The sequence below is a fragment of the Sphingopyxis sp. Soil_C_28 genome (assembly GCF_057657055.1).
On sequence record NZ_JBDGJE010000002.1, the window covers coordinates 173,055 to 197,783 of the forward strand.

The following is a 24,729-nucleotide window of genomic DNA, read 5'->3' on the forward strand; positions in this document are numbered from 1 at the left end:
GTATTTGATTTGCAAATAATAGAATATTTCTAGAAAAATGAAAATACATGTTTTGCGCGCCGATTATGCTAGGCGAGCGCGATGACCGACGATCTGCGCAATCATATCGACGAGGCGATGAAGCTCGCCGCCGCGCATCTCGGGCAGGGGCGCGTCGCCGGTTACATCCCGGCGCTCGCCAACGTCGATCCGGACAAGCTCGGCTTCGCGCTCGCGCTGCCCGACGGCACCGTCCACACCTCGGGCGATGCCGACGAACCTTTCTCGATCCAGTCGGTGTCAAAGGTCTTCACGCTCGCGCTCGCCTTGCGCCGCGTCGGCAGTTCGCTGTGGGACAGCGTCGGGCGCGAACCGTCGGGCAGCGCGTTCAACTCGATCGTCCAGCTCGAAAGCGAACAGGGTATCCCGCGCAATCCGCTGATCAACGCGGGCGCGATCGCGACGACCGACCGGCTGATCGACGGGCGCAGCGGCGATGCGGTCGCCGACGAGATCGTCGATTTCATGCGGGCACGCGCGGGCGACGATGGCGTCGGGATCGACTTCGACGTCGCCTTTTCCGAATCCGAGACCGGCGCGCGCAACCGCAGCCTGTCGCACTTCATGGACTCGTTCGGCAATCTGAAGCATCCGGTCGAAACCGTCGTCGGGGTCTATTTTCGCCAATGCGCGATCGCGATGAGCTGCCGCCAGCTCGCGACCGCGGGCTTGTTTCTCGCGATGGAAGGCCGCGACCCGCTAACCGGCGAGCAGCTGATCGAACCGCACCGCGCGCGGCGCATCAACGCGATCATGATGCTCTGCGGCCATTATGACAACAGCGGCGAATTCGCCTTCCGCGTCGGCCTGCCGGGCAAGAGCGGGGTTGGCGGCGGGATATTGTGCATCGCGCCGGGGCAGGGATCGATCGCGGTCTGGTCGCCGGCCTTGAACGAGGCGGGCACGTCGCTTGCCGGCGCGGTCGCGCTTGAACATTTCGCCTATGCCGCCGGCTGGTCGGTCTTCGATTAGATTCCGTCGGAGGACGGAAATGCTCAGTCGTCGTTGAGCAGCGCCAGTTTCACGCGCGCGGTGCCGCTGCGATGCATGCCGATTTCGCGTGCGGCCGCGGTGCTGACGTCGATCACGCGGCCGTGCGAAAAGGGCCCGCGGTCGTTGATGCGGACGATCACGCTGTCGCCGTTGGATGTGTTGGTGACGCGCACCTTGCTGCCGAAGGGGAGCGAGCGATGCGCCGCGGTGAGCTGGGAGGGATCGAACCGTTCGCCGCTCGCGGTGCGGTTGCCCGCGAGTTCGTTGCCGTAATAGCTTGCCATTCCGCCGCCGATTTCGGTTTCCTCGTCGATTGCGACGGCCGTGTCGTTGGCGATTTCGGCGTCCTGCGCCGCGGCCGAGACCGTGAGCAGAAGCGGCATCAGCATGGCGGAAAAGACCCGCATGACATCATCCCCTTGTCAGAGGATGCGCCAAAAGCAGCGGCGGCTCGCCAAGGCAAGCCGCCGCGCGTTCAACTGAACCCTATTTGCGGTCGGGTGTTCGGAATCATGTATTTTTCGCGGAACAAACTGAAACTATACGTCCAGATTCGCCACCGACAGCGCGTTCGTCTGAATGAAATCGCGCCGCGGCTCGACCTCGTCCCCCATCAACCGCTCGAAGATTTCATGCGCGACATCGGCCTGTTCGGCCTCGACGCGCAGCAGTGTACGGTTTGAGGGATCGAGCGTGGTTTCCCAAAGCTGCTCGGCATTCATCTCGCCCAGCCCCTTGTAGCGGCTGATCGCAAGGCCCTTGCGACTGTGCGCAAAGATCGCCTCGAGCAATTCGGACGGACGCGTGATCGGCGTGACTTTGCCGGCGGTGACCGCGGGCAGGTCGCTGTCGCTCGCTTCGGCATCGTCTTCGGCGGCATCGGCGGCGGCGAGCGCGGCGGCGTCGGCCGCCATCGCTGCGGCGCTGCTGCCCTTCACCAACCGGCTGGGATGCGCATAGGTTTCGGCCTGCTCGGCGGCGAGCTTGTGCAGCCGGCGCCCTTCCTGGCTCGCCAGGAAAGCCGCGTCGATTGCATGATGGTCGCTGACCCCACGCCACCGCTTTTCAAGCGTGTAACCGCCGTCGCCGGCAAAGATCGTCCATTTCGCCTCGGCGCCGCCCGTGAGCGCGCGTTCGGCGGCGTTGAGCCATTCGGCGGCGCGCATACCCGCAGCGGTGCGGCCGGCGTTGTCGAGTTCGGGATCGAGCGCGCCGTTCAATGCCAGCGCCTCGACCAGCCCGTAATTATGCCCGCGCGGGACATAACGCATCAGCGCGCGCAGGCGGCGGCCATGCTCGATCAGGTCGCGCAGATCGGCGCCCGATCGCGCTCCGCCGGTCGTCTCGAGCATCAGCGCATCGATGCCGCCATCGACGAGATAATTTTCGAGCGCGGTATCGTCCTTCAGATAGACCTCGCTGCGGCCCTTCGCGACTTTGTAGAGCGGCGGCTGGGCGATGTAGAGATGACCGCCTTCGATGATCTCGGGCATCTGCCGATAGAAGAAGGTGAGCAGCAGGGTGCGGATATGCGCGCCGTCGACGTCGGCGTCGGTCATGATCACGATCTTGTGATAGCGTAGCTTTTCAAGCGTGAATTCGTCGCGAATCCCGGTCCCGAGCGCCTGGATCAGTGTCCCGACTTCCTTCGACGAAATGATGCGGTCGAAACGCGCGCGCTCGACGTTCAGGATCTTGCCCTTCAGCGGCAGGATCGCCTGAACCTTGCGGTCACGGCCCTGCTTCGCCGATCCGCCTGCCGAATCGCCCTCGACGAGGAAGAGTTCGCACTTGGCGGGGTCGCGTTCCTGACAGTCGGCGAGCTTGCCGGGCAGGCTCGCGATATCCATCGCGCCCTTGCGCCGCGTCAGTTCGCGCGCCTTTTTCGCGGCTTCACGCGCCGCGGCGGCGTCGATGACCTTCTGGATCACCGCTTTGGCGTAGGCGGGATTCTCCTCGAGCCATTCGGTCATCCGGTCGGCCATCAGGCTCTCGAGCGGCTGACGGACTTCGGACGAAACAAGCTTGTCCTTGGTCTGCGAGCTGAACTTGGGATCGGGCAGCTTGACCGAAACGATCGCGGTCAGGCCTTCGCGCATATCCTCACCGGTCAGCGAGACCTTCTCTTTTTTGAGGATACCCGACTTGTCGCCATAGCCATTGATCGTGCGCGTCAACGCGGCCCGGAAAGCGGCCAAATGCGTGCCGCCGTCGCGCTGCGGAATATTGTTCGTGAAGCACAGCACATTTTCATAATAGCTGTCGTTCCATTCGAGTGCGACCTCGATGCCGATGCCGTCGCGCTCGCTGCTGATTGCAATCGGATCGGGCAGCATCGCGGTCTTGTTGCGGTCGAGATATTTGACGAAGGCGCCGATGCCGCCCTCATAATAAAGATCGTGGCTCAGATGCTCGGCGTGGCGCGCGTCGACCAGCTTGATCCGCACCCCCGAGTTGAGGAACGCCAGTTCGCGATAGCGATGTTCGAGCTTTTCAAAATCGAATTCGAGGACATTTTTGAACGTGTCGGTCGATGCCGAGAAGGTGACGCGCGTGCCCTTCTTGCCCGCGGGGGCGGGGCCGTTGACCTTCAGCGGGGCGACCGAATCGCCATGCTCGAAGCGCATCCAATGCTCTTCGCCATCGCGCCAGATCGTCAGTTCGAGCCATTCGGACAGCGCGTTGACGACGCTGACGCCAACGCCGTGCAGGCCGCCCGACACCTTGTAGGCATTATCGTCGCTGGTGTTCTCGAACTTGCCGCCGGCGTGGAGCTGGGTCATGATGACCTCGGCCGCCGAAATGCCTTCCTCGGCATGAATGCCCGTTGGAATGCCGCGGCCATTATCTTCGACGCTGACCGATCCGTCGCTGTTCAGCGTGATCAGGACGAGGTCGCAATGCCCCGCAAGCGCTTCGTCGATCGCGTTATCCGAAACCTCGAACACCATATGGTGCAGACCCGAGCCGTCGTCGGTGTCGCCGATGTACATGCCCGGGCGTTTGCGCACCGCGTCGAGGCCCTTGAGAACCTTGATTGAATCGGCGCCATAGGCATTGATATTGGGCAGGTTGGTGTTGGCGCTCGGCGCCACATTTTCAGGGGTGTCCGTCATAGCGATTATATAGGGTCGAAGGCGGCAAAACCCAAGCGAAAATGCGGCTCTCGGCCATCTGGCGACGAGCGTTGCGCGCGCGCGCTGCGGCGGCTAGTTTCGCGGGCATGAAACATAGTCTCGCTTCCCCGCTCGCCCTCCTCCTGATCGCCTCGCTCGCCGCGTGCAGCCAGCCTGCACCGCCCGCCGACAACGCCCCCAATGTCGCGGGCGAACCGCTCGCGACGCGCGCGGTGATGATCGGCACCGAAGGGCCAAGCCTGCCCGCCTGTTCGAGCATAAGCCGCGTCAAGCCGGGCGGCACCGACGTCTATTGGGCCCCCGGCGAAACGCGCGCGATCAAGGCCAAGCTGGCGGGCGGCGCGAATGTGTCGCTGTGCGAGGCGGCCGACAATGACGCCTGGTTCGGCGTTATCTTTGCCGCGCCCGGCACCGATCCGGACATGTGCGGCGTCGGCAAGTCGGTGGCCAGTGCCCGCGAATATCAGGGGCCGTGTCGCTGGGGCTGGATCAAGGGCGGGACGGTCCAGCTGGGGGGCTAAAGCCCCGCCGCTATCGACAATCCTCGATCACCCGCCCAATCTCGGCTTGCACCGGCAGCGTCAGGGCGCCGCCGCCCTGGGTTTCGAGCGCAAAGCGCCCCCGGCTGAACGCGATGCGGTCGAGGCGTGCGTCGCGGTTGCCCATGCTTGCACTGCCGCCGTCGAAGCGGATCTGGTCGGTTCCGGCGCTGGTGCGCAGGCTGACATCGCCCGTGAGCGCCGACGTCAGGCGAATCGAACTGCCGCTGCACGCCATCGTCAGCAGCGGGTTTGCGCTGCCCGTCGGGACGAACGCCGCGGTCCGGCTGCCTGCGTCATAGCGCCACGCGCCGGCGTTGACCGCGCGGTCCTCCCACGAACCGGCGGGTGTCGGCAGCGGCGCGGGCGTCGGCGCGGGGGCGACCGGTCGGGGTGCGGGCGGCGGTGCTTCGGGCTGCGGGATCGCTGTGCAGCCGGCAACGGCGAGCATGAGTGCGCCCAGGGCGCCATAGCGAAAACCCGGGTGCTTGCTGATCATCTTCAAAATCCCTGCCAATCGATCACATCTTCGAGCGGCGCACGCGGCACCGCCCACTGGTTTATTGCCGCGTCGGTGTCGGCATAGCCGATCGCCAGCCCGGTGAACAAAATCTGCCCGTCGTCCAGCGCCAGCGTGCGGCGGATCGTTGCGCCGTACATCGCCCAGCATTCCTGCGGACAGCTGGCGAGGCCATGTTCGACAAGCAGCAGCATCACCGATTGCAGCCACATGCCCATATCGGACCATTGCGGCGGCCCCATGATGCGCGAGCAATGGAGGAAAAGCATCACCGGTGCGCCGAAACCCCGGTAATTCTCCACGAACTGAGCGAGACGTCCCGCCTTGTCCTCGCGCGGGATGCCGATCGACGCATAAAGCCCCTCGCCGACGCCGAAGCGGCGGGCCTCCCATGGGTCGGTCAATCCCTTGGGATAGATGTCATATTCGGGCTCATAGCCTTCGCGCCCCAGCGCGAGCCGCGCCGCGACCGCGTCCTTCACCGCCTGCCACCGCGCGCCGGTCACCACGGTCGCCTGCCACGGCTGGAGATTGCCGCCTGAGGGCGCACGTTGCGCAGCGGCGAAGATGGTTTTCAGCAGTGCCGGGTCGACCGGCTGGCCGGTAAACGCCCGCACCGATCGGCGCCGATGCAGGGCTTGGGTCACGCCATTCCCGGTTGCAGGGGTTTCAGTCGCTGGCATATTTATCCTCTCGCCGCTTGCCGAACAGCAGTTTGCGTTCGAGCCGGGCCTTCAACTGGCGGTAATAGGAAAGCAGGAAGACGTCATCCTCTTCGGCCACCGGCCGTCCGACCTTGGCGCGGATCGCGTCGGCGACTTCGCGCATCGCGCGCGGATCGCGGCCGCGCAGCACGCGTTCCAGCTCCTGCAGTTCGAAAATGCCATAGACGGCCAGCTCGGCCTCGCTGAAACGGATCGCCTCGCCCGCACCGTCGGTGGCGATGTCGGCGTCGAGCTTGGCGCGTTGCGCCATCACAACCCAGGTGCCGGCGATCAGGTCGCCCATCCGCATCCGGTCGCGGTTGAACAGCAGGAACAGGCTCAAGGTCAGCGACCACAGGATGCCCGCGACCATGATCCATCCCGACACCATGTCTTCGGAGGCGCCGACCCCCAGCATCATCAGCGGCAGGAACAGTTCGAGCTCGCGGATCAGGTTGCGCGCCACGACGGCATCGGCGGTCAGGCGGCCGCCGTCGCGCGCGACGACGCGGATGCCCATGATCCGCTTGCCCGGCGTTGCGGCGCGCGAGCCCAGTTCGAAGCCGATGAACCAGAAGGTGCGCAGCAGGAAAGCGCCGAGCATCCACACGACGACGGTGACGTCAGATTGCGACGCCGCTCCGACCCACAGCATGCCCAGCGAAAAAAGAAACAGCACCAGCACGATCAGCATCAGATCGATCAGCAGCGCCCCGAAACGCAGCCCCGAACTCGCGATCTTGAGTTCAAGGTCGACCCCCTCGGGCGTGACGAACTGGCGGATCTTTTTCGCCCGCGCGGCGCGTGATCGGGCGTTGGCGGCGGCCGCGGTCATGTCACATCCTCGCGCCGCGGGATGTAATAATAAGCGATCCAGAACAGCAGCATCATCGATCCGATCGCGTAACGCAGCATCGTGTCGGTAATCAGCTGGCGCCCGAAACCCTCGAGCAACCCCGCCACGAACAGCATGATGATCACCCCGACCATCACCTTGCCCGCGGTGCGCCCGGCCTCTGCCGCCGCCTGCAATCGCCCGCGCGCGCCGGGAAACACGACCGCGGTGCCGATGCGCAGGCCCGCGGCGCCCGACAGCGCGGCGGCGAACAGCTCGGTTGTGCCGTGAATGAACAGCCAGCCGCCGAAATCATAGCCCAGCCCCTTGGCGGAAAAGACCGCCATCATCGCCCCCAGCCCGATGCCCTGATAATATTCGAGCATCATCGTCGGCACGCCAAAGGCGAAACCCAGCGCAAAGGACAGGATCGACACGCGGCTGTTGTGCGTGAACAAATAGGTCGCAAAGACGTGCAGCCCGCTCTCGCCCTCGCCCGCCACCGCCTTGCCGTGCCCCAGCGTCGATTGCAGGAACTCGACGGTCGCGCGCGGGTCGCGCCCGCCCGCCATCTCCTCGTCGACGAAGTTGAAATACCACTCGGGGTTGCTCGCAACGAGCGAATAGCTGGTCAGCGCGCCGAGCAGGATGATCAGCGATATGATCACGGTCTCCTTCCACACCGACCGCACTGCGGCGGGCCAGTCGTAGAGGAAAAAGCGGCGGAGGCGATTGAGCCGGCTTTCACGTACCCCGTAAACGAGGAAATAGCCGCGGATCGACAGCGCTTCGAGATGATCGAGCAACGCCTTGTCGAGGCTGGTCGCGCGCGCGATCGATAGCGACGACAGTGTCGCGCGATAGAGCAGCGGCAATTGCAGCAGCTCGTCGCTGGTCAGCGCGGCGGCGCCTTTCTTTTCCAGCTTGGTGAGTAGCAGGTCGAAGGCGATCCAGTCGGCCTCGCGCTCGGCGCGAAAGCGGCTCGTCGAAAAGCTTGGCGCGTCGATCGCGCGCGCGGGGCCGGCGACCGGGATCACAGGCTACCCGCCCGCTTGATACCCAGATAGGCTTCGACCGCGCTTGCGCCCATCGCATCCGCGGGCACCTCGATGACGTCGGCGCCAAGCCGCTGGAGCCGCGTGATCACCAGCTGCCGATCGCGCAGCATCGCCGCGGCGACGTTCGATCGGGTGACGTCGGCGGCGCTTTCGGGGCGGCGGCGTTCCTCGCTCTCGACCTCCTCGTCCTTGATCACCACGAACAGCAACCGGTGTTTCTTTACCAGCCGCCCGGCGGCGCGGATCATCAGGTCGGCGCTCGTCGCGTCGGTGAATTCGGTGAACAATATGATCAGCGAGCGGCGATTGAGCTGCGCCGACAGCGTCGTCAGCGCGAGGGTGAAATTGCTTTCGACATGCGCATAATCGATCAGGCTCGCGGCGCGCTGCAACGCCGGGAAATCCTGCGTGTGCATATAGGCGGGGGTCAGCGTCTGCGGCTTGGCGGCAAAGGAGAAAAAGCTGATCCGGTCGTTGAGCTTGAGCCCGACATAGGCGAGCAGCAGCGCCGCCGACACCGCGCGGTCGACGCGCGGCATCCCGCCGACCGGTTCGGCCATCGTCCGCCCGCTGTCGATCGCCAGCACGACGCGGTTGTCGCGTTCGACGCGATATTCCTTGGCGAGCAGTTTGACGTGGCGTGCCGACGCATTCCAGTCGATCGCACGCCGGTCCATTCCCGGCTGATATTCGGCGAGCGATTCATATTCACTGCCTTCGCCGCGGAAACGTTGCTGGCGGAGGCCAAACCAGCTGTTGCGCTGGAACAGCCGGCTGCCCTCGTCGGTCACCGCACGCAGGCTGGGGACGATGTTGATCGCGCCGTCGATCGGAAATTTGCGCTGTTTCCAGACAAGCCCCAAGGGCCCCGCCCAGCGGATCCACAGAGCCTCGACCAGCGCCTGTCCGCGCCGCGACGCGGTGAGCGACAGCGTGCGGACCAGCGCTTCTCCGCTACCAGCCCTGCGCATGTCGCCCGCGAGGCGTCCGCCCTCGGCCAGCCGTTCGTCGAGCGCGAGCGCGATTTCGGCGCGCGGCGGCACCGCGGCGCCGCTGGCAACGAGCGACAGGTCGAACGGATCGCCGACCCCGACCTGATGCGGAAAACGCGCATCGAGGCTCAGCTGGCGCGGATTGGCCCCGGCAACGCAATCGAGGATCAGGCAGGCAAGGATCACACCGATCCAGCCGGGCGCGACAAGCCACAGCTCGGGCCGCACCAGCCCGAGCGCGAGCGCCATCGGGGCGCCGAGCAGCAGCAAATAGATCGCGCGCCGGGTGGGGTAGATCACCGCGGAACTTCCTCGCGTTCGAGCAGCGCCGTCACGACCTGCTCGACGCTACGGCCTTCGATCTCGGCGGCGGCGGACAGGATGACGCGGTGGCGCAGGACGCCGGAGGCGAGGCGCTGGATATCGTCGGGGATGACATAATCGCGGCCGTCGAGCGCCGCCGCAGCGCATGCCGCGCGCGCGAGCAAGGTCGCGGCGCGCGGGCTGGCGCCGCATTCCAGGTCGGCGCTCTCGCGCGTCGCGCGAACCAGCCGGACGATATAATCGACGATCTCGTCGGCCAGCCGCACGGTCGCGATCACGTCGATCGCCGCATCGATCGTTTTCGCATCGGCGACCTGGGTGACGCCGAAATCGCCAACCGCGGGGCTCTTGAAGCGACCGCCATGGTCGGCGACGATGCGCCGCTCCTCCTCGGCGGCGGGATAATCGACGACCAGCTTGAACAGGAAACGGTCGAGTTGCGCCTCGGGCAGCGGATAGACGCCCTGCTGCTCGATCGGGTTCTGCGTTGCGAGCACGGTGAAGCGCGGGCTCATCACATGCGCCTCGCCGTTGATCGTCACGCGGCGCTCCTGCATCGCTTCCAGCAGCGCGGCCTGCGTCTTGGGCGGGGTGCGATTGATCTCGTCGGCGAGCAGCAATTCGGTAAAGATCGGACCCTTGGTCAGGGTAAAGCTCGACGTCTGGAAGTTGAACAGGTTCGACCCCAAAATGTCGCCGGGCATCAGGTCGGGGGTGAACTGGATACGCCCGAATGCGAGTCCAGTCGCGCGCGCAAAGGCCTGCGCGAGCAAGGTCTTTGCGGTCCCCGGCGGGCCTTCGAGCAAGACATGGCCGCCCGCGAGCAGCGCGATCGTCACCATTCGGGTGAGCGGCCCCTGCCCGAACACCACCTTGGCGACCTCGGCCTCGATCGCGGCACCGAGCGCCTGGACGCTCGCGATATTATTGGCTGTCACGGAGTAAATCCTTCCTGATGTCGTGCAGCGCCTGTGCGCCCTCGAGAAATTCATGGGTGTTGCGCGCGAGCGGCAGGCGCCGCGCGAGCGAAGAAAATAGCTCGCTGCCCGCGCGCAGATGCTTGTCGATCCAGCGGTCGGTCGCATCGTCGTCGAGCCCGGCGGGGGCGTGCAGCCGCCGCGCGATCGCGGTGCGCTGGCTTTTCACAAAGGCGTCGGCGCCGTCGAGCTCGCGGCGCGCCTGCCGGATCAGGTCGGCGCTGTTCGCGATCAGCGCCGCCTTCGACACCGCGATCGCGCGTCCGGGTTTCAGCGCGGGGCCGAAGCGCATCCACGCCTGCCACAGCGCGAGCAGCCCGGCGGCGATCAGGCACAATGTGATGCCGATGAATGGCGGGACGAAGGCGAAGCGCAGCAACGAACGCTGGCCGCCGAAACCGTTCAACGTCACATCGAAGGCGAGGGCATCGGCGTCGGCATATTCGGCGAGCGCGTCGATCAGCATCGCGCCGGCGCGTGCGCGGTCGCGAGACGCAAAGGCCAGATTGTTGATCAGGTCCGGGTCGGCGAGGATATAGACGTCTTGTCCGCGCAGCTGTGCGATCACCGATCCGCCGCCGGGGCCGGCGACCAGCACGTCGAGTTCATCGCCTTCGATCGTCTGGACATTGCCGGGAAGAAAAGCGGCGAGCGACCGCCCGGCGATATGGACCGGGACGGCCTGCGCCTTGCTGGCGCGCGCCGCGATCTTCACCTTGCCGAAACGCGCCTCGGGAAGCAGCCGCGCGGGCGGCGTATCGGGATATCCGCCGCTGACCCATCCGGGCTTCGGGGCTTGCCCGGGCACCGCGGCCGCCTGCCATTTGGGTAGCACGATCAACGTCGAACGCCCGCCCTGCGCGTCGAGCAGTTCCAGCATCTCTTCGGGACGCGTGCGATGCTTGGGCGTCAGCACCAGCAGCGGTTTATAGTCGTCATAGCGCGCCGTATCGACCCGGCGCCGCAAATCGACACCGGCCCCGCCGCGTTCCATCAGATCGACGATTCCGGCATAGCCCGGCGCCGCTTTCGACAGCGCGTGACCGCCGCCGTCATTGCCGCTGCTGATCTGCGGACCCAGTGCGACGAGCGCCCACAGCGCGATAAAGGCGATGATGCCGATCGCGACCACGGCGGCGATCAGGCGCGGGTTGAAGCCGTCGTTGGCGGTGGCGCCGCTCATGCGCGCGCCCAATTCTTTGGCACCGTCAGCTCGGCATAGGCGCTGCGGCATTGCTGCCACGCCCCGGCGTCGATCGACCGTCCTCCGAACAGGCTGATCTCGACCGCGCGGGCGATGCGGCTGAAGGCGCGCTGCGCGACGGCGGGCAGGTCGCGCGCTTCGGCAAGGTCGCGCGACGTCATCGCGGGTTTGACCAGCCCCGGACGACGGCCTTCGATATCCTCGACGCTGCGATAGAGCAGCAGGTGAACCGCCTCGCCAAAGCGGCCCTCGGCAGCGAGCGCGTCGGCCTCGGCGAGCAGCGCGCGCGCCGCGCCGGCTTCGGCCAGACCGACGACGTCCTCGGCATCTGCCTCGCCCGCCTTGCGACGGAACGGCAGATTGTCGACCCAGCGCGCAAAGGCGGGGACGAAATGATAGAGAAGAAACAGCACCACCACCGCGACCGCGATCCACAACAGCGGCTTGGCGGCGGGGGCGCTCCACTGGAAAAAACTGCCGATCGCGTCGAACAGCGATTTCAGCCACTCGGGTGTCGGCGGTGGGGGCGGCGGCGGTGGCGGAAAAGCGGTCTGGATCTCGCCGCCCGCGATCGTCTGGCTAAAACCCGGATCGACGAGTTCGGGATCGAGCAGCCATCCCCCCGATCCGTCGGGGCTCGGCGGCGGGGACGCGGCCGTCACCTGGGCGATCCACAGGGATATCATGTTGAAATATTTGTCCCGCCCCGGTCGATCATCGCGACAAGTGGTAGCGCGAGCGAGCGCGGCAAGGCAAGAGATGCTTGCGCGTGGAACTGCCCCGATATAGCGCGCGGCAAAACGGGCCGGTTCGTTACCTTTGTAACCAGCGGCCGCGCGACAGGAGAGACAAGTGGACGCGGCGCAAGCGGTACATGAAAAATTCTTGGCAGCGCTGGCGGGGGGCAGATTGCCCGATCGCGCCGACGCGCCCGATCCCGTGATGGTCGGGCTGTCGCGCGCCGAGGCGACCGATATCTTTCTGTCGCAGTTGACCAGCCGCCAGATGGACCGGCTGTCGCGCCATCTGCAGGCGCGCGGCGAAGGCTTTTATACGATCGGGTCGTCGGGGCATGAAGGCAATGCCGCGGTCGCCGCGGCGCTGCGCGTCACCGACATGGCATTCCTCCATTATCGCTCGAATGCGTTCCAGCTTCATCGTGCGCGGTCGGTCCCCGGCCAGACCCCGACATGGGACATGTTGCTGAGCTTCGCGGCCTCGTCCGAAGACCCGATCTCGGGCGGCCGGCACAAGGTGATCGGGTCGAAACCGCTCAACATTCCGCCGCAAACCTCGACGATCGCCTCGCATCTGCCGAAAGCGGTCGGTGCCGCCTTTTCGATCGGCATCGCGCGCCGCCTCGGCATGACCGGATTGCCGCTCCCCGACGACGCGGTGGTATTGACCAGCTTCGGCGATGCGTCGGCGAACCATTCGACCGCGCAGGGGGCGTTCAACACCGCGGGCTGGGCGGCGTTCCAGGGTTCGCCGATGCCGCTCATCTTTCTGTGCGAAGACAATGGGATCGGCATTTCGACGCGCACCCCGACCGGTTGGATCGAGGCGCAATTCCGCCACCGCGCCGGGCTGCATTACATCAAATGCGACGGAACCGACCTTGTCTCCGCCTATGCCGGCGCCGCCGAGGCGGCCGATTATGCACGCCGCTATCGCAAACCCGTCTTCCTCCATATGGCGACGGTGCGGCTCTATGGTCACGCCGGGTCCGACGTGCAGGGCGCCTATCTGCCCAAGACGCTGATCGAGGCCGACGAGGCGCGCGATCCGCTGCTCGCCGGCGCGGCGTTGATGGCCGGGCACGGCTGGATGACTCCGGCCGAGATCGCCGATGCCTATGAAGACATCGGCGCGACGCTGGCGCGGCAGGCCGAGGCTGCCATCCTGCGACCCAAGATCACGACCTCCGCGCATGTGATGAAAAGCGTGGTGCCGCCGAAACGCGAAATCGTTCGCGCGAACACCCCGTCGGCCGAGGATCGCGCCGCGATGTTCGGCAGCGACGCGGGCGCGATGGACAAACCGCAGCATATGGCGCGGCTCCTCAGCTGGGCGCTCGCCGACCTGATGCTCGCGCACAAGGAAATCGTCGTCGCGGGCGAGGATGTCGGGCCGAAGGGTGGGGTCTATAACGTCACCGCCAAGCTTCATCAGCGCTTCGGTTCGGCGCGCGTCGTCAACACCTTGCTCGACGAACAGGCGATCCTCGGCCTCGCGATCGGCATGGCGCACAACGACTTCCTGCCGATGCCCGAAATCCAGTTCCTCGCCTATGTCCATAATGCCGAGGACCAGATTCGCGGCGAGGCGGCGACCCTCAGCTTCTTCTCCGACGGACAATATACCAACCCCATGGTCCTCCGCATCGCGGGACTGGGGTATCAGAAGGGCTTCGGCGGCCATTTCCACAACGACAACAGCCTTGCCGTCTTCCGCGACATTCCGGGCGTGATCCTCGCGGTGCCGTCGAACGGACGCGACGCGGTCGCGATGCTGCGCGAATGTGTGCGGCTCGCGCGCGAGGAACAGCGCGTCATCGTCTTCGTCGAACCGATCGCGCTCTATATGACCCGCGACCTCCACGAAGAGGGCGATGGGTTGTGGACCAGCACCTATGAAGCGCCGGGCGAAGGCGCGCCGATCCGCTTCGGCGACGTCGGCGTATTTGGCGACGGCACCGATCTTGCGATCGTCACCTATGGCAACGGCACTTATTATTCGCGGCAGGCGGAAAAGCTGCTCGCGGCCGACGGCGTCAAGGCGCGCGTCATCGACCTGCGCTGGCTTGGCCCGGTCGATGAGGCGAAGCTGGTCGACGCGGTCGGCGGCGCCAAACGCATCCTCATCGTCGACGAATGCCGCATCACCGGATCGCAGAGCGAGGCGCTGATGGCGCTGTTCGTCGAGCGTACGCCGGACAAGAAGGTCGCGCGCATCGCCGCCGAAGACAGCTTCATCCCGCTCGGCCGCGCGGCGACCCTGACCCTGCCGAGCCGCGATTCGATCGTCGCCGCGGCAAAGGAGCTGCTGGCATGAGCGCGCGCAAGACCGCCCTCGTCGTCGCCCCGGGGCGCGGCACCTATGGCAAGGGCGAGCTCGGCAGCATCGCGCGCCTTCACGGCGCCCGCTTCGAAAGCCTCATTGCCAATTTCGATGCCCAGCGCCGCGATCGCGGCCAGCCGACGGTGACCGAACTCGACGGCGCCGATCGTTTCAGCGTCGCGACGCATATGCGCGGCGATGTCGCGGCGCCGCTGATCTACGCCGCGACCGCACTCGACTTCCTCAGCATCGATCGCGAGAAATTCGACGTCGTCGCGGTCGCGGGCAATTCGATGGGCTGGTACAGCGCGCTCGCGCTTGGCGGCGCGGTGTCGGTCGAGGACGGCTTCCGCATCAGCAATGCGATGGGGCTCAACAGCCAGACGCACGGTCCCGGCGGACAGATCTTGCTGCAGGTGGTCGACGAGGACTGGCGGCCTGTGCCGGGCCTGCGCGAAACGCTGTTCGGCCTTGTCGCTGCGATCGACGCACGCCCCGCTCACGCCCTCGCGCTGTCGATCGACCTCGCCGGGATGCTCGTGCTCGCGGGCAATGAAGAAGGCCTCGCCGCGCTGCTGGTCGCGGCGCCGCCGACCCCCGGACGCGACCCGCTCCGCCTCGCCGGCCACGGCCCGTTCCATACGCCGCTGATGTTCGGCAGTTCGGACAAGGCGAAGGCCGAACTCCCCGGTTCGCTCTTCGGCCGCCCCGCGCTGCCGCTGGTCGACGGCCGCGGCCATATCTGGCGGCGCCACGCGAGCGATCCGGCCGCGGTCTGGGATTACACCTTCGGCCACCAGATCCTCGCGCCTTATGATTTCGCGCTGTCGGTGCAGGTCGCGCTCAGGGAATATGCCCCCGATGTCATCATCCTGCCCGGCCCCGGCGACACGCTGGGCGGCGCGATCGCGCAATCGCTGATCGGCATCGGCTGGCAGGGGATTCAAGGCAAGGCGGACTTCGCGGCGCGGCAAGCGGCCGACCCCATTCTGTTGTCGATGGGCCGCGCCGAACAGCGCGCGCTGGTGACCGGATAACTGGTGACCGGATAACAAGAGGGCCGGCAGAGAGAAACTCTCTGCCGGCCCTTTCGTTCGCATGGGATCAGGTGGGGTCGACCCCATGCGGATGAACGGCAGCGCCAATGGGGACCAACTCAAGGGCGGTGCGCCGTTCATCTTCCTTATAGGGGCAACGCGCGGTTCCTGGCCGGGTTCCGCCGCGATCATGCACCGAAACGGACCGGATTAGACGGCGCGCCGCCTGCGAATTCGGCGATGAACTGCAGCCGCAGCAGCTCGGCGACATTGCCCGCGCCCGCGCGGCGCATGATATTGGCGCGGTGAATCTCGACCGTGCGCGGGCTGAGTTCGAGCTGACGCGCGATCGCCTTGTTGCCAAGCCCCGCCGCGATGGCATCCAATATGTCGCGCTCGCGCGGCGTCAGCGCCGCCAGTCGCGCTTCGGCTTCGCGGTGCCGGTCGATCGCGTCCTGCCGCGCACGCCAATCGGCCAGCGCGGCATCGATCGTGCGGCGGACGAGGCGCGGGTCGAGCGGTGCGGGCAGCAGGTCCTGCGCCCCGCCGCGCAGGATCGCGCGCGATTCGGCGATGCTCAGCTGCTCGGCGGCGACAAAGGCGACGATTCCCGGACGCGCCGCGATATGATCGAGCAGCGCCGCCCCGTCGATCGTACCCGGCTGACGCCAATGAAAGAGCAGGATGGCGCCCGTATCGCCGTCCTCGGCCTCGATCCACGCCGCGGCGCTGGCAAAGCTGCGCACGACCCGGTCGGCGCCCGCCGCGAGCACGCGAAAACAGGCCGCCCGCTCGGTCGGGTCGGGCAGGATCAGATGGATATGGCCCCCGTTTTTGGTCACCCGGCCATGCTGCCCGCGAAGTCCGTGCGCCGACAGCGAGAAAGGGTCGAGGGCGGCGCCATTTCGGAGCACATGCCGCCGACAGGCCGGACACCGCCGCGCTGCCGAGCGAAAAACCCGCCGCCTATCGGGCGGGCGCGTCAGTCGGCAGGATTATGCTTGGCAAGGAAGGTTTCGATCGATGTCAGCAACGTCATGCGATCGGCCTGACGCGTGAAATAATGATCGGCGAGCGGGACCGACACAAAATCGACCGTCTTGCCGGCTTTCGTCATCGCCGAATACATGCGCGCCGACTGCTCGTGATCGACCGTCACATCCTTCTTGCCGTGGATCAGCAGCAGCGGTGCCTTGATCCGGGCGATGACGTTGATCGGGGAAACGGCGGCGAAATCGGGGGTCATTTTCTGCCATTGGCCGCGATAGAGGCGTTCGCGCATCGCGCCGCCGAAATCATTGACCTCGCGGCGCAGATTGGCGACGCCGTTGATGGAAATCGCGCAGCGATACAGATCGGGGTCTTTGGCGAGCCCCCACATCGCGGCGTAACCGCCATAGGAGCCGCCGACGATACAGACGCGCTTCGGGTCGGCGATCCCTTCGGCCACGGCCCAGCGCACACCGTCGGTCACATCGTCCTGCATCGCAAAGCCCATCTGCCCCTGCCCCGCCTTTTCGAACGCGGCGCCATAGCCGGTCGATCCGCGGAAATTGGGCTGGAGTACGGCATAACCGCGCTCCGCCAGGAACTGCGCCCAATAGTCGTAATTCAGCTCGTCATGCCCCCACGGCCCGCCGTGGGGCATGACGATGAAGGGCAGATTCTTGTCGCGCCGGCCGCGCGGCATCGTCAGCACGCCCTCGATCTCCAGCCCGTCGCGCGCCTTATATTGCACCATCCGCCCGCGCGACAGGCGCTTGCCGCCGATCGCCTCGTTCATCGCCGCCAGCCTGAGAAGGTCGCCCGTCGCCGCATCGAAATAGAACAGCAGGCCTGGATTGTCGGGGGTGCTGAACCGGACGAGCATCTTGCTTTGATCGGCGCTCAGGCTCTCGATCCGCACCGTCGACTGCGGCGATGCTTCCTCCAGCGTTTTTTGATGCGCGGCCATCGTGGGGTCGAGCCAGCGCAGCGGAGTGCTGCGGTCGCTGGTCCGGACGCCGAGCAGCTTCGACCCGTTCGACGCCATCAACACGCCTTCGACGTCGGCATCTTTGGCGGCATAGATCGTCCGCACCTCCTTGCCCGTCGGAATGTCGACTTCGACGACCGCCGCCCGGCCGCCCTCGATGTCCTTGATGACGAAACCATTGTTGCTGCCGGGCACAAAGTGAAACGGGACGGTCAGATTTTCTTCCGCGCTCAATTTTGCGGTGTCGATGACGCGCAAGGACCCTTCGCCCTTCGCCCGAAAGAGCAGGCTCGATTGCGTGCTCGTGTCGCGATACCCGATACCGAAACGCACCTGGCCCAGATGATCGGCGCCCCAATCGACGATGTTCGGACGCGGTCGTTCGACGATCCGCTTGCGCCCGGTCGCCACGTCGACGCGATAGACCGCCGGCCAGAAGTCGGGATGATTGCCATAGATCGAGTTTTGCGCCGCAACCAGAATCTCCCGGCTGCCGTCGGTCGGTATCCAGAGGACGTCCGACGCATTTTGCCCGCCGCTGTCCCACAACAGCTTTGTAATCTTGCCCGTGGCCCGATCGATGCCGATGACGCGCGACACATACCAGCGCTCGCCCTCGACGGGCATCAGCGCGGTCAGGCCGACGATGATATTGTCGTTGCCGACCCAGCGAATCCAGCGGACCTGCGTCTGGTCGGGAACGGAGATCAGAACGCCCTTCGACCGGTCGCCCAGCATCGGCATCGCCATGATGCGCTGTTCGCCCGCGATCCCGAACAGCCCCGCTATATGCGTCCCGTCGGGCGACAGATCGACGTCCTCGACAAAGGGAATCCCGGCGAAAGCGCTGGTCGGCAGGGGCGTAAAGACCGGGATTGTCCGGGGCGATTTGGCCTCGTCCGCCGCTACGAAGGCATGGGGCGCAAAGAGCAGCGCGGCCGCGGCAAACAGAGGACGTCCGAAAAGCCGTTGCCACGCCGCAAAAAATCGCGGCCGTGCCCGCCCGCTGGGACATTTTTCCCGCCCCTGATCCCGCCCGATCGCCAACATATCCTCCCCCCGAAAGACTCGCGTCGTTCGTTACCTTCAATAATCGACGGGAGAAATCAAATATAACCCGACCTTTAGCGTCGGGTGACTCCGATCCGTACGGGACGGCAGGAAATCCGGAGGCAGGATGTTTGGTGACCCCTACGGGAATCGAACCCGTGTTTTCGCCGTGAGAGGGCGACGTCCTGACCGCTAGACGAAGGGGCCGCATGGTCGGGAATTTTCGAAGGAAGGCGAGCCGACCGCTCGCTTGACCGTGGTGACCCCTACGGGACTCGAACCCGTGTTTTCGCCGTGAAATCACAATCTTCAATAAAATCAAAGACTGTTCCCCCACGGGGCACGGTTTTGAGCCCACAGGTTTCCGCGCCTTCGCGCGGGGTGGGGGAACCTTTATGGTCACCTTGGGTACGATGCAAGCTTGTCGTGATGTTCACACGATGTTCTAATGTGGCATGCGAATCGACCGCGACATGCTGATCGAGCTCAGCCTCAAGACGCTCGCCGAGCAGGTCGAGCTCGCCAGCGCGGGCGCGCCGCCGCCGAGCCACGGCGTGCGCCTGGCGCTCAAGGTGCTGCACATATTCAGCGCGGGCGATCCGGAGCCGTTCGTCGATTTCTGGCGTCAGATGCGCAACGACGAAGCCAGTTCCGGCACGCCGACGACCGCGAGCTATTGCCGTTCGACGCACCTCCAGACCCAGCTGCGGGGCGTCATGCGTGCCGTCGGGGTCGAGCCCTCGGTGTCGACCGAGCAGCCGCTGCACGCCGCGGCGCTGCGGGTCCACCCTCGCAAAACGGAGAGAATGATATGAGTGTCAGGCGAAAGGCGTGGCGCCGGCCGGAGCAGCCGCAGGAATATCGCTGGCGCTGCGGCCTACGTCAAAGCCGCTGGTTCAAGTCGAAAGGCGCGGCCGAGCGAGCCGCCGTCCGGGGCGGGCTCGCATGGCTCGAAGGTGAGCGCCTGCTCCTTGGTCCGCTCGTGTCGATCGACAGCAGGCCGCTTCCTATTCCCACTCGGTGACGGCCGGCCGGCAGCGCAGATCGGCTACGGCGACCTTCTGCAGCATCCGGCACGCGGCATCGAGGCGACGCGCGACATCCTTGCCCCACTGATCGCGCGCGTCGTCGACGAGTTCTTTCGCGACCTCGCTCTCCAGCGCCTCGCGCGTCATCTCCGGCCGGTCGGCTCGCTCGAAACTGTCAGCAGTCAGGCGCAGGTTCGGATTTGCGTCGGGCCTGTTGCCGCAACTCGACACAGACACGGCTGCGAGCACGATCGGAAGGGCGAGCGTCAGGAAGTTGCTTCGTTGCATCGGAGATCTCCTTTTGCTGGGCCGCATCGATCGAGGCGCCCGCTTTCAATTCATCGCGCCGGATCTGTTCGGCCTGGCGCTCATTCTCGCGCTGGACGGCATCGGCTGTTGCCTTGGTTTTGGCCTGGTCAGCGAGCAGAGCCTTGCGGCCGTCGTTCCAACCGTCGATCCGAATCCAATAGGCTGCCCCGAACAGCAGCGCGGCGGCGATCGTGAACGAGATCACCGCCGCGGCGCGGCCCGCCCACTTCTCCCCAATCCGGCCGACAAGCCGCTTGAGCAGGAAAGGACCGACGATGGGGAGAAGAGGAAAAGGCATTATTCGGGCTCGACGTCGTCGGCGAGCACGCACCAATCGTTGGCGAGCATATCGGTCTGCGAGGCCAGCCAGCCCGTCACGGTCGAGCCCGAGGCGGTGCGCATGTTGATGTTTGGCAATCGGGTAGAGGTGCCGGTATCGCCCTTGTTAAAGAGCTCGGAGGGAACGCCCTCGATGAAGCTGGGCACGGCATCGTCGTTACCGAAGTCGTGACTGCCGGGATTGAGAAAGAGGAACATGCTTTTGCCGTTCCAACCCGCGCGCGCGATGCGGTTGCCGTTCATGAGCGCCGAGAGCGCCGATCCGAATTTAAGATGCGTGGACATAGTCGTTTCCTTCAGGGGGGCCGCGTATCCGCGCGGCGCGATCACCGGCTCGCGCCGGAATTCATTCGAGCCGCTCGAACCGCTGGTCAAAGGTCATCTCAGCCTGCCATTCGGTGACGCAGTCGGTGCGCAGGATCTCGGCGACGTATGAGGGCAGGATCTCACGCGGGATGCGCTGGGGAATCCGGAAGCCAAGCGACCTCGTGCCGTCCGCCCAAAATCCGATGACGAGGAAACCGTCGAAATCGCCTTTGTTGTCGGCGATGATCTTCGCATGCTGGATCATGGTGCCGCGCAGATTCTCGCCATCGCGGTCGACTGGCGTGGGCAGCATGACGATATGCCCGCCACGCTTCGGACGCACGGATCGGATTCGGGTGCGGAACTCCATCACACGAAGAGCCAGCTGAACAGGAGCCAGAACGCACCGAGCGTCGCGGTCGACAGTATCCACGCGATGGGCAGCGCGAAACGCGACCAGCGGCCGAGGTGCGGCTCGATCAGATATGCGAGCACCGACATCAGACCATTTCCGCTTCAGGCGCCGCTCGACGCTCGACCGTTTCGATCTTGGCTGTCGTGGTGGTTGTGTCAGTTAGAGGCGGCTCTTTCGACTGGCGGGCATAGACCCAACCGCCGTTGCCGGCGCAGAGCAGCCCCCAGCCGGTGCCGACCTCGACCGGATCGAACTTGCCGGTTTGGTGCAGCAGGATGAAAACGCCGACCCAATAAGCGATGCTCGACCCCAGCGCGGACAGGCGCGCGATGTCGAGCGCCTGATTGCCGCCCGTGTAGAGCAGGTCTTTGAGCAGCTTTTTGAGAGCTGCGAACATCAGCGTTCGTTCTTCGAGACGGCGCCGCCCGTCATTTGCGGCAGGCGCTGATCGGACAGAGGCAGGCTTTCCGGCCAGCGGAATGCGATCAGCCGCGACTTCGCGATCGGCATGATGTTGACCGCGTTCGACTGGTTGCCCCCCAGAATATAGAGATGTGTCGCGTTCTCACCGACGACGAAGCCGACATGCCCTCCGCCTTCCCGGCCGAACACGGCTACGGCGCCGACCCGGGGCGGCGTTTCTTTGCCCCAGCTAGCCCATGCCTTCGCGCGCACGGCTTCGCCCTTCGCCGGAATCGGCTGCCCGGCCTCGATCATACACCCCGCTGCGAACGCGCCGCACCAGGGCGTCTCATCATCCTTGAACCACGCGGCACCGGCTTTCTTGAACCAATCGACGATCTTGCTGTTGTGCGTGGGACCGGCGATCTCTTTCGTGCCCATGTGCGCCCGGGCATAGGCCAGCCAGCGAGGCTCGCCCGCAGCGGTGAGCGGCGGGGTGGCGGGCGAGATCGAGCCAGCCTGTGAGGCCCGCACCGCGTCGACGATCGCCTGATAGACGTCGGCGGGCACTTTTCCGTCCTTCATCCGCTTGCGCAGCTGGACCATGAAGGCGTCGTGGTTGAACTGGAGTGTCATCAGCGATCTCCCCTGATCTGATCGATCTTCGTTTCGATGCGCACCAGGCGCTCCTTGATGTCCGCGATCTTGGTGTCATTGGCGTCGAGCCGCTGCTCGTGCTTCTGCAGCGTGTCGGTCGCGTCCGAGATCTCGGCACGAACGACGCCGCCGACAAAGGCGGCGGTGAGGATGGTCACGATCATCGCGATCCATGCCGGCGCACTGCCGCCGAGCCACCGGCGAGTTTCCTTCGCCTCGAGCGCTTGCTCTTCTTTCCACGTCTGGAAGGCCTGCCGGATGATCCGGCGCGCCATGACCGCATCAGCTTCGTTCGGCTCGTTCACGGGAGATCATCCCGACTGCCCCGGCCCCAGATGATGAGCGCGAAGATCACGGTCACCAGCGCGGCACCGAGGACCCCGATGATATGGGCGAACGGGCCGTCCATCATGCCCAGAAACTTTCGCTGGTCGGCAGGATGTTCTTCGTCCCCCCAACGGTCCACGCCACGCCGCCCGCGCCAACGGACAAGGTCAGCAAGCCGCTCGTCGCGATCGACAGCAGCCCGACGCCGGCAACGCTGTTGTCGGTGATGCGGATCAGGCGGGTCTGCGCCGATGTCGGCCGAAAGTTCGGCGGCAAAATGCCGAGCGTGAACGCGTTCGACGTCGACGTGCCCCCGATCGTCGGAAAATCGAGCGTGATCACCGCGCCCTCGCGCGAGCACAGCACGCTGCCGCTCGGCGCCGCGCCGTCGAATTCGCCAACGCCGGCCGTCAGCACGATGCCGCGGCTGTAATTGCCGGTGACAAAGGCCGCATCGCCGCTGATGAAATGACCGCCGCCCGTTTTGCCGCGCACGCCGTTGCCGACGAGCTCGACCTTGTTGCCCGCCCCGGCGCCGGAAATCAGGAAGTCGAGATCGAAGGTGTTCGCCGGCAGCGCCGCGGTGCGCGTGTAACGGCCCTGATACTTCAGGTCACCGCCACGCGCATCGAGCGGCCGCACCGTATCGAACGCGTTGCCGCCATAGGTTCCCCCCGGATAGGCGCCATCGTCCCAAGCCAGCGGATTGATGCACCAATGCTCGATCGACCCGGTAACGCCGTTCGGCGCGTACACGCCGTTGATATAGCCATCCTTGTCGACCAGGCTGCGCGCATCGACGTCGCAATGCTCGAAATAATAGCTGCCATTGACCTGCCCGGGTCGGCCGTGTCCCTCGGCAAAGAAGTCGTCGATCTTCATGTTGCGCGACGGGGATCCGGCAATGCCGGTGATCCAGAGCGCGCTGTCCTTTTTCAGCTTGTCGGCCGTGCCGCCGTAGGTGACCCCGGCGTTGACGCTGGCTGCGGTCGGCTCGCCGCCAGCGCCCAGCGCGAAAGGCAACGTGTTGAACGACCGGATGCGCTTGGCGTAACAATCCTGCGCGCTGTCATCGCCGCGGTTGGTCAGCGCCATCGCGCGGCGGACGTCGTAAAGCTCCCAGTCCTGGAAGCCGATCACGCGACCGCCGTGCGTGTCGAGCGCGTGCCAGGTCGGCATGTTGCTGACCTTGCCTTCATGCGCGTAGCAGCGCCGCGACGGCGGATAGCGGTCGTCGTCGCCACCGTTCACCGCGCTGGTGAAGGTGAGCGCATAAGCGTTCATCTCGCCGCTCGCCGTCTCGCCATAGATCGTGTCGACGTCGAAGCCCTTGCCGTCGAAATCTTCGATCGAATATCCGAGCACCCCGGCATAGCCGAGGCGGCGGAACACCAGGTCGCGGGTCCGAATCCCGCTGCAATACCAAAGATCGAGGGCCGTGTGCCCCAGACCGATAAAGGTGACGCCCTCAATCGCGATATCTTCGGCCATCACCGGCGCGAGGCCCGGGCCCGCGCCGGCAGTGCCGTGCAGCACGATACCCTTGTTGGCGGCATTATACTCGCCGTCGTCGGGGCCTTCGATCGTGCAGTTGTAAAGCCGGGCACCGCCGCCGAGCAGCGTCAGGACGTCGACGTGATCCGCCACCTTGATCGTGCAGCCTTCGCCGTCGAAATGAAAACCCGCGGGCACATTGACGCCGGCGCCGAGATTATAGACCGCGCCGCGCCGGCCGCGCAAAAATGCCCCCGCGGCTACCGCACGCGCCGCCGCCGTCGCGAATGGCACGGCATCGTCGACGCCGCCGGCCCCATAGTCCTCGGGCGTGATTCGCTCGTTAAGCTTCGCGCGGCCTGTCCGTTTCACCGCACCGGCGCCGGGGGCATAATAGCTGGCGAGCGCAGCGCCGAGCGCCGGGTCCGATGCAGCCAGCGCCTCGCGAAGGCCTTCGTCGGCGCCGGTACCCGGAAGAGCGACGGGGTTGCCGACGGCATCGCCCCCAATGAACTTGCCCGCGAAGGTCGATTTCGCCGGCAATTGTCCCGGCTCGTCGCCGATCGGGAACATCAGCGCCCGGCCGAGGTCCCGGCGCAGCACCTGGTCGCGCGCGGCGGCGCGGTCAGCAGCTTCGTTGACAGGCTCGGCTAGCCATCCGGTGCCGTTCTCGAATTCGATTTGCTGGGTGAAGCGCGGCTCGAGCAAGACGAACAGCTCCGGGCCCGCGGCGGGAGCGACCGAGAAGGTGACGCTGCCGCCACCGGTCGGATTGATCGCGACGGTATATCCGATTGCGAGGGTTTCGGCGCCGTCGGCAGCACGAAGAAGAACGTCCACCTCGTCGGCGCCGGGCGCTGTGAAGGTGAACGGAAAGGTGAGCGTTGCCCCATTGGGGAAGAACGGCCCGCTAAAGGCGTTCGTCGTGTCGACAGCCATCTATTCCACCCAAATAAGACCAATCGCCTCATCGGTAGGAGCGGGGTTGGCTGGCTTGAATCGGCAGGC

General features: G+C 65.7%; 26 protein-coding genes and 1 tRNA gene. 5 read left to right on the top strand and 22 right to left on the bottom strand.

Annotated features, from left to right (window positions below):
• Window positions 1-81 precede the first annotated feature (81 nt).
• Window positions 82-1,011 carry a glutaminase gene (locus AC3A43_RS09000; RefSeq protein WP_487792203.1) on the top strand — a complete coding sequence of 310 codons (930 nt, stop codon included), beginning with the start codon at window positions 82-84 and terminating at the stop codon, window positions 1,009-1,011.
• 23 nt (window positions 1,012-1,034) lie between these two features.
• On the opposite strand, the gene AC3A43_RS09005 is transcribed toward AC3A43_RS09000, so the two are convergent.
• Both AC3A43_RS09005 and gyrB read right to left on the bottom strand, forming a co-directional pair.
• A complete protein-coding gene (locus tag AC3A43_RS09005) occupies window positions 1,035-1,439 on the bottom strand; it encodes a septal ring lytic transglycosylase RlpA family protein (protein ID WP_487792204.1) in 405 nt (134 codons plus the stop codon).
• Between the two features lie 132 nt (window positions 1,440-1,571).
• A complete protein-coding gene (gene gyrB / locus AC3A43_RS09010) occupies window positions 1,572-4,148 on the bottom strand; it encodes a DNA topoisomerase (ATP-hydrolyzing) subunit B (protein WP_487792205.1) in 2,577 nt (858 codons plus the stop codon).
• Window positions 4,149-4,255: 107 nt separating this feature from the next.
• On the opposite strand from gyrB, the gene AC3A43_RS09015 reads away from it, so the two are divergent.
• Window positions 4,256-4,690 (top strand): hypothetical protein, encoded by a 435-nt coding sequence (locus tag AC3A43_RS09015; protein WP_487792206.1) that lies wholly within the window; start codon window positions 4,256-4,258, stop codon window positions 4,688-4,690.
• Window positions 4,691-4,700: 10 nt separating this feature from the next.
• Here AC3A43_RS09015 and AC3A43_RS09020 read toward each other — a convergent pair whose 3' ends face one another.
• Genes AC3A43_RS09020 through AC3A43_RS09055 form a run of 8 tightly spaced genes read right to left on the bottom strand, consistent with a single transcriptional unit; the run spans window position 4,701 to window position 11,984 of the window.
• Window positions 4,701-5,207: a hypothetical protein gene (locus AC3A43_RS09020; RefSeq protein WP_487792207.1), complete on the bottom strand. Its 507-nt coding sequence runs from the start codon at window positions 5,205-5,207 to the stop codon at window positions 4,701-4,703.
• A gap of 2 nt (window positions 5,208-5,209) precedes the next feature.
• The gene (locus AC3A43_RS09025) at window positions 5,210-5,911 is read right to left on the bottom strand and encodes a nitroreductase (protein ID WP_487792208.1); all 702 of its coding nucleotides are present in this window, start codon (window positions 5,909-5,911) and stop codon (window positions 5,210-5,212) included.
• Window positions 5,898-6,767: an RDD family protein gene (locus AC3A43_RS09030; protein WP_487792209.1), complete on the bottom strand. Its 870-nt coding sequence runs from the start codon at window positions 6,765-6,767 to the stop codon at window positions 5,898-5,900. Before AC3A43_RS09030 ends, AC3A43_RS09025 begins: the two co-directional genes overlap by 14 nt.
• Window positions 6,764-7,804 (bottom strand): stage II sporulation protein M, encoded by a 1,041-nt coding sequence (locus AC3A43_RS09035; protein WP_487792210.1) that lies wholly within the window; start codon window positions 7,802-7,804, stop codon window positions 6,764-6,766. Before AC3A43_RS09035 ends, AC3A43_RS09030 begins: the two co-directional genes overlap by 4 nt.
• Window positions 7,801-9,117 (bottom strand): DUF58 domain-containing protein, encoded by a 1,317-nt coding sequence (locus AC3A43_RS09040; RefSeq protein ID WP_487792211.1) that lies wholly within the window; start codon window positions 9,115-9,117, stop codon window positions 7,801-7,803. The genes AC3A43_RS09035 and AC3A43_RS09040 overlap by 4 nt, the downstream gene beginning before the upstream one ends.
• The gene (locus tag AC3A43_RS09045) at window positions 9,114-10,079 is read right to left on the bottom strand and encodes an AAA family ATPase (protein WP_487792212.1); all 966 of its coding nucleotides are present in this window, start codon (window positions 10,077-10,079) and stop codon (window positions 9,114-9,116) included. Before AC3A43_RS09045 ends, AC3A43_RS09040 begins: the two co-directional genes overlap by 4 nt.
• Complete coding sequence (locus tag AC3A43_RS09050; protein ID WP_487792213.1) at window positions 10,066-11,301, bottom strand: DUF4350 domain-containing protein; 1,236 nt, start codon at window positions 11,299-11,301, stop codon at window positions 10,066-10,068. The genes AC3A43_RS09045 and AC3A43_RS09050 overlap by 14 nt, the downstream gene beginning before the upstream one ends.
• A complete protein-coding gene (locus AC3A43_RS09055; protein ID WP_487792214.1) occupies window positions 11,298-11,984 on the bottom strand; it encodes a DUF4129 domain-containing protein in 687 nt (228 codons plus the stop codon). The genes AC3A43_RS09050 and AC3A43_RS09055 overlap by 4 nt, the downstream gene beginning before the upstream one ends.
• A gap of 247 nt (window positions 11,985-12,231) precedes the next feature.
• Between AC3A43_RS09055 and AC3A43_RS09060 the strand changes: the two genes are divergently transcribed.
• Window positions 12,232-14,376, top strand: coding sequence for a thiamine pyrophosphate-dependent enzyme (locus tag AC3A43_RS09060; protein WP_487792215.1), 2,145 nt, complete (start codon window positions 12,232-12,234; stop codon window positions 14,374-14,376).
• A complete protein-coding gene (locus tag AC3A43_RS09065) occupies window positions 14,373-15,419 on the top strand; it encodes an ACP S-malonyltransferase (protein WP_487792216.1) in 1,047 nt (348 codons plus the stop codon). Before AC3A43_RS09060 ends, AC3A43_RS09065 begins: the two co-directional genes overlap by 4 nt.
• 188 nt (window positions 15,420-15,607) lie before the next feature.
• Here AC3A43_RS09065 and AC3A43_RS09070 read toward each other — a convergent pair whose 3' ends face one another.
• The 3 genes from AC3A43_RS09070 to AC3A43_RS09080 all read right to left on the bottom strand — a co-directional run bounded on the left by AC3A43_RS09070 (window position 15,608) and on the right by AC3A43_RS09080 (window position 18,651).
• A complete protein-coding gene (locus tag AC3A43_RS09070; protein WP_487792217.1) occupies window positions 15,608-16,261 on the bottom strand; it encodes a response regulator transcription factor in 654 nt (217 codons plus the stop codon).
• Between the two features lie 140 nt (window positions 16,262-16,401).
• Window positions 16,402-18,444 (bottom strand): alpha/beta hydrolase family protein, encoded by a 2,043-nt coding sequence (locus AC3A43_RS09075; RefSeq protein WP_487792218.1) that lies wholly within the window; start codon window positions 18,442-18,444, stop codon window positions 16,402-16,404.
• Between the two features lie 132 nt (window positions 18,445-18,576).
• Window positions 18,577-18,651 (bottom strand) — tRNA-Glu (locus AC3A43_RS09080).
• Window positions 18,652-18,917: 266 nt separating this feature from the next.
• Between AC3A43_RS09080 and AC3A43_RS09085 the strand changes: the two genes are divergently transcribed.
• Window positions 18,918-19,259: a hypothetical protein gene (locus tag AC3A43_RS09085; protein WP_487792219.1), complete on the top strand. Its 342-nt coding sequence runs from the start codon at window positions 18,918-18,920 to the stop codon at window positions 19,257-19,259.
• A 192-nt stretch (window positions 19,260-19,451) separates the two neighbouring features.
• Here the strand turns inward: AC3A43_RS09085 and AC3A43_RS09090 are convergent, their stop codons facing one another.
• The 9 genes from AC3A43_RS09090 to AC3A43_RS09130 all read right to left on the bottom strand — a co-directional run bounded on the left by AC3A43_RS09090 (window position 19,452) and on the right by AC3A43_RS09130 (window position 24,660).
• Entirely contained in the window at window positions 19,452-19,619 is a 168-nt protein-coding gene (locus AC3A43_RS09090) for a hypothetical protein (RefSeq protein WP_487792220.1), read from the bottom strand.
• A gap of 28 nt (window positions 19,620-19,647) precedes the next feature.
• On the bottom strand, window positions 19,648-20,079 hold the full coding sequence (locus AC3A43_RS09095; RefSeq protein ID WP_487792221.1) for a hypothetical protein: 432 nt from the start codon (window positions 20,077-20,079) through the stop codon (window positions 19,648-19,650).
• The gene (locus AC3A43_RS09100) at window positions 20,079-20,405 is read right to left on the bottom strand and encodes a DUF2829 domain-containing protein (protein ID WP_487792222.1); all 327 of its coding nucleotides are present in this window, start codon (window positions 20,403-20,405) and stop codon (window positions 20,079-20,081) included. Before AC3A43_RS09100 ends, AC3A43_RS09095 begins: the two co-directional genes overlap by 1 nt.
• A gap of 61 nt (window positions 20,406-20,466) precedes the next feature.
• Complete coding sequence (locus tag AC3A43_RS09105) at window positions 20,467-20,796, bottom strand: hypothetical protein (RefSeq protein ID WP_487792223.1); 330 nt, start codon at window positions 20,794-20,796, stop codon at window positions 20,467-20,469.
• A complete protein-coding gene (locus AC3A43_RS09110; RefSeq protein WP_487792224.1) occupies window positions 20,796-20,927 on the bottom strand; it encodes a hypothetical protein in 132 nt (43 codons plus the stop codon). Before AC3A43_RS09110 ends, AC3A43_RS09105 begins: the two co-directional genes overlap by 1 nt.
• Complete coding sequence (locus AC3A43_RS09115) at window positions 20,927-21,238, bottom strand: hypothetical protein (protein ID WP_487792225.1); 312 nt, start codon at window positions 21,236-21,238, stop codon at window positions 20,927-20,929. The genes AC3A43_RS09110 and AC3A43_RS09115 overlap by 1 nt, the downstream gene beginning before the upstream one ends.
• Entirely contained in the window at window positions 21,238-21,879 is a 642-nt protein-coding gene (locus AC3A43_RS09120; RefSeq protein WP_487792226.1) for a TIGR02594 family protein, read from the bottom strand. Before AC3A43_RS09120 ends, AC3A43_RS09115 begins: the two co-directional genes overlap by 1 nt.
• The gene (locus tag AC3A43_RS09125) at window positions 21,879-22,205 is read right to left on the bottom strand and encodes a hypothetical protein (RefSeq protein WP_487792227.1); all 327 of its coding nucleotides are present in this window, start codon (window positions 22,203-22,205) and stop codon (window positions 21,879-21,881) included. The genes AC3A43_RS09120 and AC3A43_RS09125 overlap by 1 nt, the downstream gene beginning before the upstream one ends.
• 103 nt (window positions 22,206-22,308) lie before the next feature.
• Complete coding sequence (locus tag AC3A43_RS09130; RefSeq protein WP_487792228.1) at window positions 22,309-24,660, bottom strand: hypothetical protein; 2,352 nt, start codon at window positions 24,658-24,660, stop codon at window positions 22,309-22,311.
• Window positions 24,661-24,729 lie beyond the last annotated feature (69 nt).